General features: G+C 61.9%; 6 protein-coding genes. 3 read left to right on the forward strand and 3 right to left on the reverse strand.

All coding sequences use genetic code 11. The features are described 5' to 3' along the window. Positions 1 to 49: 49 nt before the first annotated feature. Positions 50 to 2,500, reverse strand: a complete 2,451-nt coding sequence (locus NTZ43_14775) for a serine hydrolase (GenBank protein MCX5768481.1) — start codon at positions 2,498 to 2,500, stop codon at positions 50 to 52. A gap of 354 nt (positions 2,501 to 2,854) precedes the next feature. Between NTZ43_14775 and NTZ43_14780 the strand changes: the two genes are divergently transcribed. From NTZ43_14780 to NTZ43_14790, 3 genes are all read left to right on the forward strand, one after another. After that, complete coding sequence (locus NTZ43_14780; protein ID MCX5768482.1) at positions 2,855 to 5,866, forward strand: SusC/RagA family TonB-linked outer membrane protein; 3,012 nt, start codon at positions 2,855 to 2,857, stop codon at positions 5,864 to 5,866. Positions 5,867 to 5,921: 55 nt separating this feature from the next. Continuing rightward, positions 5,922 to 7,247 carry a RagB/SusD family nutrient uptake outer membrane protein gene (locus tag NTZ43_14785; protein ID MCX5768483.1) on the forward strand — a complete coding sequence of 442 codons (1,326 nt, stop codon included), beginning with the start codon at positions 5,922 to 5,924 and terminating at the stop codon, positions 7,245 to 7,247. 113 nt (positions 7,248 to 7,360) lie between these two features. After that, the gene (locus tag NTZ43_14790) at positions 7,361 to 8,683 is read left to right on the forward strand and encodes an amino acid permease (protein MCX5768484.1); all 1,323 of its coding nucleotides are present in this window, start codon (positions 7,361 to 7,363) and stop codon (positions 8,681 to 8,683) included. A 67-nt stretch (positions 8,684 to 8,750) separates the two neighbouring features. Here NTZ43_14790 and NTZ43_14795 read toward each other — a convergent pair whose 3' ends face one another. Next, on the reverse strand, positions 8,751 to 10,373 hold the full coding sequence (locus NTZ43_14795) for an amidohydrolase family protein (GenBank protein ID MCX5768485.1): 1,623 nt from the start codon (positions 10,371 to 10,373) through the stop codon (positions 8,751 to 8,753). Between the two features lie 95 nt (positions 10,374 to 10,468). Then, on the reverse strand, positions 10,469 to 13,786 hold the full coding sequence (locus tag NTZ43_14800; protein ID MCX5768486.1) for an amidohydrolase family protein: 3,318 nt from the start codon (positions 13,784 to 13,786) through the stop codon (positions 10,469 to 10,471). Positions 13,787 to 13,799: the final 13 nt, after the last annotated feature.

Genomic DNA, 13,799 nt, shown 5'->3' on the forward strand with positions numbered 1-13,799 from the left:
AGACCTCTGGGTGGGGACGACTGAGTGACGCGCGGCAACAGGCCGGCGTTTATTTCTTGGCGCTGAGCAGTTGCTCAAACGTCTGATTGCCAATGCCGTAACTGCGCCAGTCCTTGTAGTCGAAGTGCCACCATTCCGCTTCGTACACATTGAACCCCTGCGCTTCGAGCGCATGCCGCAGCAGGTCGCGATGCCACCGCTGCATGGCGTTGCCACCCGGATACAGCGGGTAGGAACGGTCAGTCGTTTCGTCGTAGCCGCCGGGCATGTTGATCGGCGCGCCGGTTTTCAGATCGTACAACGTGAGGTCCACCGCGCAGCCACGGTTGTGTCGCGACCCTTGCTGCGGATCGGCCACAAACACGTGCTTGTCTGCTGGCGTGCCGTCCCAGAACATTTTCGTCACATACCACGGACGGTAACTATCGTGAATCAGGAGCCCATACCCGAGCTTCCGGAGCGCCGCCGATGCGCGCGCCACGCCTTCGGCGGCCGGGCGCTGCATAAAGGCGTGCGCCGACGAATAGAATGGCGTCCCCATAAAGTTGTTCGACGTCGCATAGCGGATGTCGTACTTGATGGTGCGGTCGAGCGTCTGCAGTTCCACTAAGTCCGTGGCCCGCGCCGGCGTTGGCTCACGCGGCGGTGACGCCAGGAGCGCCTCTCGGCGCAGTTCCGCTGCGGGACGCACGGGCGGCGTGCGAGAGTTAATCGCGTCGTTGTCGCCTGGCAGTGTGCGACGCTTGAATGGCACGGTGCCCGCGATGGCCACCGTGGCTCGGCCGTTTGCGTCGCGTGTGAACTTTACATCCGCTCCGTCGTACAGGCCCGACTTGGGAAACTTGTAGACGTCGCGAGATTCGCGCGTGAGCGGATAGTCAAAGAACCATTCGATCTGCGCGCGGAGCTGTCCGTCGCGTTCACGGATGTACAGAATATTGTGATCCCAGCCGTACTCGCCCACGAGGCTGGCGAACTCTGCCGCCATCTTGGCCGGACGCGGCGTCACCATTGCGACGACGTCGGACCCAGGCGTTGCCTGTCGCGTGAGCGTGTCGGTGCCGATGACGAGGCGTCGGTCCGCAAGCACGTGCACGCGCGTGCCATAGTCGAGGCGATCGTCCACCATGAGTTCGAGTGCGCGGCCTGTGCCATTCGCTGACGCACGCAATGCGGCAAGTCGAAGTTCGCCGCGCTGACCGCCACCCACCGGCGTATGGAACAGCTGCCCTTCGGATTCTTCCAGATCAATCGCCGTACGCGCATTCGCGTAGCGCCCGATCAGTGACAGCGCCTGCCCTGGCGCCAGCGCCGCGGTTGTGTCGGCGTCCACAATCGGACGGCCAGCACGCTGTTCCAACATCAGGTGCATCGCCTGCGCTCCAATGCGATCCGTGACGGTGTTCACGCCGTCGAGCGTCGCGGTGACGACCACACCGATCGAATCATCCGGCAAGGCCAGCAGCGTGGTAGCAAATCCATAGATGGCGCCGCCGTGACCGACGGTGCGATGGCCATCGAGTTTGCCGAGCGCAAAGCCAATACCAAACCGACTGGTGGCGCCCGGTGCCGCGAACTGCGGCGTCCACATGGTGTCGAGTGTAGCGCGGCTCACAATGCGCGTACCTTCTGGCGTTGCGCCGCCATTAAATAGAATGGAGAGAAAGCGACTGAGTTCGAGCACCGTGGTGTACATACTGCCGGCGGGCCCGATGCCAAGCTGAAAGGTGGGCGCTTCGGTGCGGCGACCGTCGACCGTCCACATATACGCGCGGGCCAGTCGCGCCTTGATCGCCGGCAATGGTTCAAAGGCGCTCTGCGTGAGCCCCATCGGCTCCAACAGCGCTTGCTTGAGGTACGGGTAAAACGACTGCTTCTCTTGGCGTTCCAGCACATAGCCGAGTACCGCGATCCCCGCATTGGAATAGGCCGCGTACGTGAGCGGTTTCCTGAGGAGCGTCGTGCTATTCAAGCTGGCGACGGTTTGCGCGAGCGTCACGCCGGTATCATCGAAGTAATGACCGACCGGTGACTCACGCGTGAGCCCAGAGCGATGCGCCGTGAGCGAGCGAATCGTGATACTGCCGCCAAACGGATTCAGCGGATGAAAATCCGGGAGGTACTGTTGTATCGGCGTATCGAGGTTGAGGCGCCGCTGCTCCACGAGTCGCAGAATCGCGATGTCCGTGAACAGTTTAGACACCGATCCCACGCGGTACACCGTGTTGGCGGTGGCCGCTGTGCCGGCGAGCGAGTCGGCCCAGCCAAAGCCTCGCGCCCAGAGCACGCGGTTGCCCGAGACGAGCGCCACGGAAATCGCCGGGATTCCCTTCTGCGCGCGTTCGTGCTCGACGAACCGCGTCAGCGATGCGGTGACGGCGGCGATGCGCGCCTCGGCGGCGACGGAGTCAGGGGCCTGTGCGGTGGCGGCGCGGGGGATTGAGATCGCCAGGCTCACCACGGCACCCGTACACGCAAGCACAGCGCGAGCAACGCGCACACGGTGAATCGAAAGGGGAAACTGGACAAGACTTTTCAAAGAACCTCCAGCGCTCGACGTTCGGGAATGGAACTAACCCACGCAGCGGTGTGCGTGCTCTTGCGCCCACCCAAAATCTTCTGGACACTTTTGTATACAAATCTGTGAACAAACAGAGATGTCGCGCAAGTGATCGCTCGACTTCTCTCCCCCCCTGAGGCGCTAACGCGACGCTCCGTCGCGCAAAGTGCACGCATCGCTGTAGTCTACCAGTGAGGCAGCATGGTCTTCCGAAACAGCGTGGTTTCGTCGGCGGGCATCTCCGCTCGCGCGTGGGTGTTATTGATGCGAGGGAGGCTTTCCCGCGTCACCGTCGTGTTGTCTACGATACTCGTCGTCAGCGGTGGGTTCGCACGAACGGCGCACGCGCAGGCCGGCGTGATCAGCGGCACCGTCGTCGCGGAGCGTTCGCAACTTCCGATCGCCGGCGCACAGATCGCCGTCGAGGGAGAGGTCGGCAAGGGTGCCGTCTCCGACGGGTCGGGCCGCTTCCGCATTAGCGGCCTCTCGGGCGCGTCGGTTTCGCTGAACGCCAAAATGCTCGGCTACCGGCCACTCACCCTCACGGTGCGAGTCGGTGCGACCGACGCGCGATTCGTGCTCGCGGAACGGCCGATTGAACTCAATCAAGTGGTGGTCACCGGCACAGTCGGGGGCGAGCAAAAGCGCGCGCTCGGCACGGCGGTCGCTACCATCAGCGCGAGCGAAGTGCAGGCGAATGCGCCGGTCACATCGGTTGACGCATTACTCAGCGGTCGCACGCCTGGCGTCGTCGTACTCCCAGGCACCGGCATGATCGGCGCCGGGTCCAATATCCGCATCCGCGGACTCGGGACCTTCTCGCTCTCTAGTCAGCCGCTCGTGTATGTGGACGGCATTCGTGTGAATAACCAGACGGGAACCGGAAATGCCATTCAGGGCTTCGGTTCCGGCGTCGTCTCGCGCCTCAACGATTTTAGTGCCGACGAGATCGAAAGTATCGAAGTGCTCAAAGGCCCCGCGGCCGCAACACTGTACGGCACTGAAGCCGCGCGCGGCGTGATCAACATCATCACCAAGAAGGGCGCCACCGGAACCACGAAGTACACCCTCGACACACAGCTGGGGAGCAACTGGTTCCAGAATGCTGCGGGGCGAATTCCCACGAACTATTGCATTCAAACGTCGCCCACGGCGTGCGGCACCAGCGGGACCGGAACCATCTTGGGGCTCAACGTGGTCAATCAGGAGAACGCGCGGGGCACCCCGATCTTCCGCACCGGCAACATGCGAGACATGTCGGGCAGCGTGAGTGGTGGCAACGGACTCTTCCGCTTTTTTGCCTCCGGCGAGATCAGCAATAACGAAGGGGCCGAGACAAACAACGCGCGTCGGCAAAGTAGCTTCCGCACCAACCTGAACATCACGCCGAGCGAAAAAGTCGATATTGCCACAAACTTCGGCTATATCAACAGCCGCACGACGCTGAGTTGCGAAGCCGGTTGCGGCGGGGCTATGTGGGCGTCGGTGTTCTCGAACCCCGCCAACCTCGCCCAGTTCTGCCCCGCCGGTGATGTAGGATGCACCTGGGTCCGTGGGTTCCAGAGTGCGCCGCCCGAAGCGGACCGAGCCATGCAGGATTGGCAAGACTTGAACCGCCTCACGGCCAGCGTCACGTTCGACTACAAGCCGTTTACGTGGATGTCGCACCGGTTCAAGATCGGCACCGACTACAATCTAGAAAACAACGTCGAATACCTGCCGTATCTCACGAATGACACGCTGCGCTACTTCTGGGGTACCTACGCGAACGGCTATCGCTTCCATAACCAGCACGAAGCGGTCTACAACACGTACGACTATACGGGGAGCGCCAGCTTCAATATCAATCCCACCACGACGTCGAAGACGTCGGTCGGCACGCAGTACTACACCCGCAACGATCAATTCATCTCTGGAGAAGGCGATTTCTTCCCGGCCCCTGGGCTTCAGACGATTTCGTCTGCTGGCCAAAAGCTGAACCTGTCCGACGGCTGGTCGGCCAACAACACCCTCGGCTTCTATGCGCAGGAAGCACTCGCGTGGAGCGATCGTCTGTTCGTCACGGTAGCCATGCGTGTCGATAACAACAGTTCGTTCGGAAGCCAAGTGCATTGGGTCACGTATCCCAAGGCGAGCGTTTCCTACGTCGCGAGCGATGATCCGTTTATTCGGACCAAATTGCCGTCGTGGATCAACAGTCTGCGCGTGCGTGGTGCGTTTGGTGCGTCGGGGCAACAACCGGCGTTACTGACCGCCTTGCAGACGTTGCGCCCCGTCGCAGGCCCCAATGGGGAAGGTATCCTGACGGCAAACTCTATCGGTAACGCGAATCTGAAGCCGGAGCGCGTGGTCGGCACGGAAGTCGGATTCGAGGTTGCGCTGCTGCAGGATCGGTTCGGTGTGGATTTTACCTACTTCCACGACGACTCGCGCGATGCGATCCTCTCGCGCCAAGTGGCCCCGAGCTCTGGATTCAGCGCCACGAATCAATTCTTCAACGCCGGCGAAATCATCAAGCAGGGCGTCGAACTCGGACTCAAGGGACAGATCATCGACAAAGGCAATTACGGATGGGATGTCAACTTTACCATCGGCACGAATTCTTCCAAGATTCAACGCCTCAACGGCACCGACACGACGATCGATCTTGGATCGGCATCGCACCGCGTCGGGTACGCACCCTTCGATTGGTTCTCGTACAAAATCTTGAGCGCCACCTACGACGCCGCGTCAAAGAAGGCGATCAATCCGATGTGTGACAACGGCAAGGGGCAGCCCATTTCCTGCTATGCCGCCAGCGGAGCTATCCAGGCACCAAAAGTGTACCTCGGACATTCTATTCCCGCCGTCGAGGGAGCGCTCACCAACACGGTGCGCTACGGCAGTTTCCGCGTGTACGCGATGTTCAACTACTCACAGAACTACAAACGCCTCGACAACAACCTCCGTGCACGCTGCCAGATCTTCCACACGTGCCTCGAGAATTTACTGCCAGAGACCGTCAATCCTGCCGTGCTCGCGCAAATGCAGAACAACGGTACGCTGCGTGAGTTTGTTATCAGTGACGCAAGCTTCGTCAAGTTCCGCGAGCTCTCGGTGTCGTACGACGTACCGGAGCGCTTGGCCGCCCGATTCGGCACCAAGCAGATGGCTCTCACCGTCTCCGGTCGCAACCTTGGTACTTGGACGAAATACTCGGGACTCGACCCGGAAACAGAGTTTGTCGCGGGTTCTCCCGTCAATACCGATCAGTCCACGCTACCGCAACTCACGTCGTTCGTCTTCCGGATCCATCTGAGCTATTGACCCGCGCGTTCGCGTCAGGGAACGACGCCTCACTTCTATTAGAAGGAAGTCTACGATGAGATTCACCCACACCGTATTTCGTGCCGGGCACGCAGTCGTGCGATGTGCGCTGCGCCGAACGGCAATCACCGCCATCATGGCGGTCTATGTGACGGGCGCCCTGATGGCCGCCTGCAGTACCGCAAGCCTTCTCGACGTCGTCGCACCGGCGAACGTTCCGGTGAGCCGCCTCAACGAGCCGGGGAACGCCGTGCTGATGGTGCACAGTGCCATTGGCGATTTTGAGTGCGCGTTCGGTGCCGCCGTGTCCGTGGAGGCCATCATCAGCGACGAGTTGGCCGACGCACAGCTGGGAGCCGCCGCGTGGCCGTACGATCGGCGCGATTTCAATACGCAAACCAACGGCGCCTACGGCACCGGTAGTTGCACGGACAATCAGACACCGGGTATTTACGCGCCGCTCTCCACCGCACGTTGGAGCGCCGATCACGCCGTCACGAACCTCACGAGTTGGACCGACGCGCAGGTCCCGAACCGCACGGCGCTCTTGGCGCAGGCCAATCTGTACGCGGGCTTTTCCTACGCGACCCTAGGAATGGCGATGTGCTCGGCCGCGTTCGATCTCGGACCTGAAGTGCAGCAAACGGGGATGTTCGCGCTCGCCGAAGCACGTTTCACGGCGGCGATCACCGCCGCTCAAGCCAGCTCGAATACGAGCATTCTACGGGCAGCGTATGTCGGTCGTGCACGTGTGCGTCTTTTCCTAGGGAACAAGACTGGCGCAGCGGCAGATGCCGCGCTCGTCCCCGTTGGGTTCGCGCTCAACTCGAGCAACGATGCGTCGGATAACCGACTGTACAATCGCATCTATGCTATCACCCAACAGTTTGGCACGTACACCATCGAGGCGAACTCACGCAACCTCGTCACCGATCGTGGGGAAGTTGATCCGCGTTCGGCAGCCAAACTTGTCAGCACGCGGCCAGCTGATGCCAAGTCGCCTATCTGGGTGCCGCTGAAGTTCGCGGCAGGCGACGCTGCTCCCATGCCGGTCGCACGGTATGAGGAGGCGCAGCTGATCCTCGCCGAGGCACAGGGTGGGGCGTCTGCCGTCAGCATCATCAACGCACTACGCACCGCCGCGGGCCTACTGAGTTATACCGGCGCAACAGACGCCGCGTCCATTCAGAACCTCATCATCGATGAACGGCGCCGGGCGCTGTTTACCGAAGGGTTCCGCAACTACGATATGCAGCGCTTTAACGTCGCGCTCAATCCTGCCGCCGGAACCGCCTATCCCATCAAGGGCGGTACCTACGGCACCACACGCTGCCTCCCGCTCCCAGATGTCGAGCGGTTTAACAACCCGAATATCAAATAGCTGAGTAGGCCGAACGAGAACGGCTCCCGCGGTAGATCCCGCGGGAGCCGTTCTACTATCTGCCCGCTCCTCTTTCTCGTATCTTCGCTTTTCACACTACAGCCAGAGCCTGCATGCCCTCACTCGCCCGCACACTGAACCTCCGTGACCTCATCCTCCTGGTGATAGGCACGGTCATCGGTTCGGGGATCTTCCTCGTGCCGGGCCCGGTCCTGCGGGCCAGCGGGGGGTCGCTCGGCGTCGCCCTCGCCGTCTGGACCGTCGCCGGCATCCTCTCCCTGCTCGGCGCCCTCACCTACGGTGAGCTTGGGGCCATGAACCCCGAGGCCGGCGGGCTCTACATCTATATCCGTGACGCCTTCGGCCCACTCGCCGCCTTTCTGTACGGCTGGACGGCCTTCTTCGTGATCAGCGCCGGCTCCATGGCCACCCTCGCCGTCGCCTTTACGGCGTACCTCGGCCAGTTTGTGGAGCTCTCGCCCGTCGCCGGCAAGATCACGGCGCTCCTTATGATTGTTGTGCTGATGCTCGTGAACGTGCGCGGCACGCGCCAAGGCGCCGACGTACAAAATGTCAGCACGCTCATCAAAGTCGTTGCCATCGCCATCATGAGCGTCCTGCTCCTCGTGCTTGGCAATGGCCCCGCCTCCACTACCCCGATGTGGCCGGCGACCGTGGACACCTCGCTCCTGCGTGGCATTGGCCTGGCGATGGTCTCCGTGCTCTGGGCCTACGAAGGGTGGCAGTACGCCACCTTCAGCGCCGGCGAAACCATCAACCCGCAACGCACCTTCCCGCGCGGCATTGTCATTGGGACGGCGCTACTCATCGGCATCTACCTGCTCGTCAACTTTGCCTACGTCGCCGCACTCGGTACCGATGGCGCTGCGCACAGTGACCGCATTGCGGCCGAAGCGGTAGGCGCCGTCTTTGGACCGGTGGCCGCCAAAGCCATTGCGGCCATCATCTTGGTCTCCATGTTCAGCGCCGCCAACGGCATCGCCCTCACGGCGCCGCGCATGTTTTACGCGATGGCCAATGACGGCATCTTCTTCTCGCGTATGGCCAACGTTCACCCGCGCTTCGGGACGCCGGCGTTCGCCATCGTTGCCTTCTGCAGTTGGGCGATGGTGCTCGCCGCCAGCGGCTCCTTTGAGCAGCTGCTCACCTACGTGGTGTTCGTAGGATGGATTTTCTACGCGCTCGGCGCGCTCGCCATCTTCGCCTACCGACGCAACGCACCAGGCGCCGTGCGCCCGTTCCGCACGCCGGGCTATCCTCTGACGCCAATTCTCTTTGTGCTCTCCGCCGTCGCGATCGTGGGCAACACGGTGATCGCGGAACCGGGGCGCGCCGCAGTTGGCCTCGGCATGGTCGCGCTCGGTGTGCCGGCATTCATGCTCTGGCGCGCGAAGGCGAAAAGGGCCGCGCGCTAACACCGCGCAGGCGTTAAACAAAAAAGGGACGGTCACCGCACATGCGCGGTGACCGTCGCTTTTCTTATTACTGACGCGCCGCGAGGAACCGACCCGGCGCCGCACCGGTCATGGCGCCATTCCGCATCACTGCCACGCCCCCCACGAGTACATGCACCACGCCCGTCGCCATGCGCGATGGTGCGCTCCACGTCGAGCGATCAATAATCGTCTTGGCGTCAAAAATTGTGAGGTCGGCAGCCAGTCCTTCCTGCACGCGCCCACGGTCATGCAGGCCGACGAAATCCGCAGGGAACGACGTCATCTTGCGCACCGCATCCTCAAGGGTGAGCACATGCTGCTCCCGCACATATCGGCCAAGCACGCGCGGGAAAGTCCCCGCGGAACGCGGATGGCCGCGCGTCCCCTCCGTGGAGTCCACATAGGCGCCATCGCTCGCCACCATGTTCCACGGCTGCACGAGCAGGCCGCGCACATCCACTTCGCGCACCGCGCCGAGCGTAATGCCCACGGCGTGCTTCGGCGTGAGAATGAGGTCAGCCACGAGATCAAACGGATCAACCTTGCGCGCCTTGGCCAGTTCCGAGAGGTACTGCCCCACAAGGGCCGGCTCATCGTCGCTCGTCGTGATGCGCATCTGCGAATAGCCGGTGGCCTTGAGCCAAGCAAAGCCGCCATTCACGCCGTTCTCGCTCGCCACTTTCAGCAACGCACGCTGCGCGCGGTCTTTGAGTGCAGCGCGTACATCAAAGCCGGGACGCTTGGCCATATCATCCGGCACCACCACGAGATCTTCAACATGCGCCGTCGCCGCACCATCGTACGGATACTGGTCAGTCACCGCATTCACGCCGCGCCCGCGCGCAGCGTTCACGAGTCCGATCACTTTCTCAAGTAGCCCGGCGTTCTCGAGCCCGACCACTTTTTCGTGCGCAATCTTGGGCGAAATACCAGCGCGCTCGCCAATCTCAATCGTCTCACGATCCGATTCAATCAGATGATGTCCCGGATCGCGCACGTGCGAATCATAAATGCCGCGGAACGGCGCCACTTCCTTGGCGAGTTCCACCACTTCGTCCGTCGTGGCATACATACCAGGGTCGTACATGAGGCCGGTGCTCAATCCTACGGCGCCGAGTTCCATGCCTTCGCGCACCATCGCTTTCATTTTCGCGAGTTCGTCGGCGGTGGGAGCGCGCTGAGCGTGCCCCATCACCGCTTCGCGCACGCCGTTGTGGCCAATGTACATCGCCACATTGGTACCGGACCCATGCTGCCGAAGCGAATCGAGGATCATGCGCATATGGAACGGCGCGAAGTAGCCATCCGGGCCGCCCACGATCGTCGTCACTCCCATGCGCACCACACCCTCGTTGAGGCGATTGGGCGTCTTGAACGATTCTTCCAAACTGTGGGAGTGCACGTCCACAAAGCCCGGTGCCACAACCAATCCGGTCGCGTCAATACGCGTGGTCGCGGTGGCGCCCTTGAGCGCGCCCGCTGGCGCGATGCGCGCAATCCAACCGCCGCGCACGCCAATGTCGCCGGCGTACGCAGGCTTGCCGCTGCCGTCCACAATGCGGCCTCCGGAAATCACCACATCGTATCGCTCCGCGGAACGTGCAACGGTGGCAGACTGCGCAGCGACTAGGAACGGAACCAGTGTGAGTACTGCAGCGAAACGACGCATAAGAATGTGACCAGAGGGTGAGAGAACAGAGGGAAAGGCCTCGGGGCGAGCGCCCGTGTTTCAGCGCTCGCCCCGTTCTTCAGTACTGGCCCTGCCTACCGAATGACCGACTTGTTGCTGGGCTCGTACATCTCCTTCACATACCAATAGTTGTCGCCGTACGCGCGTGCGCGCGGCCAAATTTCGTCGAGCGAGTTAGCGTCGTACAGTGTACCACCCTTCATCACATACCGGATATTCGCAGTATTGCGAATATTCTCGAGTGGATTCGCATTCAGAATCATCAGGTCGGCAAGCTTTCCGACAGTCACCGACCCAATGTCGTTTTCCATGCCGAGGAACATCGCGCCATGCATCGACGCAATCTCGAGTGCGGTCATGTTCCCGTTCGCCTTCGCCGCCATCCACACATCCCAATGCGACCCTAGGCCAGGCTGCTGCCCGTGTGAACCCACCGCTGAGTAGCCACCGGCGGCAATCACGTCGGCCACCTGTTGCGACATGATGTCCTTGGAGTAATCCGTCTCGGGGCGCATCACAAAGCGCCGCGTATGCGGAATGAGCTGGCGCCAGGGAATCCATTTGCCCTGCTTGGGATCCTGCCACACCGAACTCTCCTGCCACCAGTATTCCTCGTTCCACGCGCCGTAGCCACTCACGAGCGGCGTGTGCGAATAGAAGTACTTGGCCAGTCCAAGGAAGGTCGTGATGTCGGCGTAGAGCGGCGACTGCACGGTCACATGCTCACCACCGTTGTGTCCGTCCATCACCATACCAAGCTTGTGATTCCAGTCTTCACTTCCTTCGGCCGTCACGCGCAAACCAAGTTCGCGCGCCGCATCCACGGCCCACTGCCGTTGCTGACGCGTGGGCTGCAGGTACTGCTTCAGCAGGACAGCGCCCCATGTCATGCGGCGACGCAGATCCTTCACCGCGAGGTCGCGCGAGGTTATGTCGTTCGTCATCCCGCGGTCACCTTCGGTGAGCGCTTCGGCCACACTGAACACGCGCGGCCCCACCATTTCACCGGCTTCCACCAACTCCGCGCTCGGGAACGCGGCGAGTGAGTTCGTCGAAGGATCGCTCGTGGTGGTCACCCCGTACGCCAGATAGATGGCCGACTCAAAATCATTCTTCGGCATCATCCCCATATGCTCGCGATGGTGATGCGCGTGCATGTCTACCCAGCCCGGGATGATCGTCTTGCCGGAGACATTCACGACTTTGTCTACACCCGTCGTGCTACAGGTACCGACGCAGGTGATGCGTCCCGCTTTCACCACGATCGTGCCGCTGTTGATCACCTTCGCGTGATCGAGCGTGACAATCCGTGCGCCCGTCAGCGCAATGGAACCCGCCGGGATCGCGCGCGGCGTAGTGAGCTTCACCGTGATCGTATCTGTGTGCTTGCGGGCAACATCGTACGCAAAGAACCGGTTCGCACTGGCAAAGTCGACGGTGGTCGCGTTCCGCCAGTGCGGCAACAACCCACCTTCCGTGCTCACCGGCGTCGCCGAGAACGAACCGCCTCCCTTCGCGATCATCGGCACCTGATCGCCGGCGCCACCAACCGGCATCGGCGCGACATACACGTTCGCGCCCTGCATAAACGAAATCCATCGACCGTCCGGCGAGAGCGCGGCATCGTCAGCATCCTTCACATTGGCGTGCACCTTGCGGTCCGTGCCGTCCAGCCGCATCGACGATACTTCCACGCCGACGGGAGGACGACCACTACCGTCGGGCGGGCCAAAGACCTTGGAAGCCGACCAGTACACCCGCCCGTCAGGCGCAACCGTCGGCCGGATCTCAGCGAAGCCCATCGGCCCGGCCGCCAGCTGTGCGATATCGGTTTCATCGCCGCCCGTGGACGGCATCCGCACGATGTCGAAGTAGCCATCTCGGCTCAGGGAAGACGCACGGGCCGACGCGCCACTGCCGCGCGCTACCACAATCTGACTGCCATCGGGCGTCCACGCGGGATTCAGATATTCACCTAGTTCCTTTGTGAGGCGCTGCGGTGCTCCGCCCGTCGCCGCCACGCGCCAGAGCGCGCCGCGATTGTTCGCATCAACACTCGTGAACGCAATCGTACGCCCATCTGGCGACCACGTGGGTTGAAACTCAAAGGGTTCGAAAGTGGCCGACGTCAAGCGACGCGGTGTTCCGGCCGGCAGCGACTGCAGCCAAATGCGCCCAAGTGCCTGGAACGCCAGCGTCTTACCGTCGGGTGCGGCCGACGCCCATCGAATAAAGCGCGTATCGAAGGCCGCGTCACTAATGCGATTCTTCGTCGCCACCTGCTCCGAAATGGTGCGGTGCACGCGCGCCGAGAACGGAATCGTCGCAATGGCGCCGGTGGCCACGTCGAGCCGGCGGATCTTACCGCCCTGGTGAATAACAATGGTTTTTCCGTCCGCGGCCCAGCGATACATGGGATACGAACCATTCAACGGAATGCTCTCTTCCGAGAGATCCATCTCCACCGGATCCATGATCAACTTTTCGGTGCCGAGCCGTAGGTCACGCAGCCAGAGCGCGCTGCGCGGACCAAACTTCTTGCCTTTGTATTCCAGCGTGCCATTCGGCACCTTGCGCACGAACGCCAGCCACCGTCCATCTGGGCTGGGCTCTGCCGCGTATGCTCCACCGCTGGTCGCGCGGTCCTGCTGCTGCGACTCGCCGGACGTAATAGGCCGCACATTCCCAGTGGCCATTTCGTAACGATGGATCTGCACCGTGCCCTTCAGGACGTCCTCTTGTCCCCAGAAACCGGTCGGATGTGCCGTGTACACGTCGTAGTACAGATAACGGCCGTCCGCAGTGATCGCCGTACGAAACGGCATCTTCCCCACCTCACCCTTCACGAGCGTGACGCCGGTGCCTCCATCCTTGTGAAACATCACGAGGTTGCGTGTGCCAAAACCGGTCATGCGCGCGACGATGATGTACTGGTTGTCGGCGGTCCACTGCGGAAAAGCGAATCGCACCGCAGCTTCGAGCGCCACCGGCCGTGGGTTGGCGCCATCAATGTCCATCACCCACAGACTAAACTGGCCTTTTCGGTCCGAAATAAAGGCAATCGACTTTCCGTCCGGCGAGATGCGCGGGTGGAAGTTCGACGCCACGCCACTGTTCTGCGTGAGGCATTCGGCCGTGCCGCCACCGGCCGGCATACGATACACCTGACTGGCCAGATCAAACACAATCCACTTGCCGTCAGACGAAACGTCGACCGACGTCCACGTCCCCTCGGTCGTCGTAAAGTCGATCTCGCGGGTCTTGCCGCGCGCTTTCGTCGCATCCCACGCCGTATCAGCTGGCGCTGGCGCCTGCGCCTTCGCAGCGGTGGGCGCCATGCTCCAGGTGAGCAGCGCCATAGAGGCGAGAAAACCAGTTGAGCGAATACGCATGAACGTGCTCTCG

It is taken from the genome of Gemmatimonadota bacterium (genome assembly GCA_026387915.1).
Lineage (GTDB): Bacteria > Gemmatimonadota > Gemmatimonadetes > Gemmatimonadales > Gemmatimonadaceae > Fen-1231.

Bases quoted from the DNA above. Each gene is read 5' to 3' on its own strand.
- NTZ43_14785 (MCX5768483.1), top strand. From the start codon at position 5,922: ATGAGATTCACCCACACCGTATTTCGTGCCGGGCACGCAGTCGTGCGA.
- NTZ43_14790 (MCX5768484.1), top strand. From the start codon at position 7,361: ATGCCCTCACTCGCCCGCACACTGAACCTCCGTGACCTCATCCTCCTG.
- NTZ43_14795 (MCX5768485.1), bottom strand. From the start codon at position 10,373: ATGCGTCGTTTCGCTGCAGTACTCACACTGGTTCCGTTCCTAGTCGCT.
- NTZ43_14800 (MCX5768486.1), bottom strand. From the start codon at position 13,786: ATGCGTATTCGCTCAACTGGTTTTCTCGCCTCTATGGCGCTGCTCACC.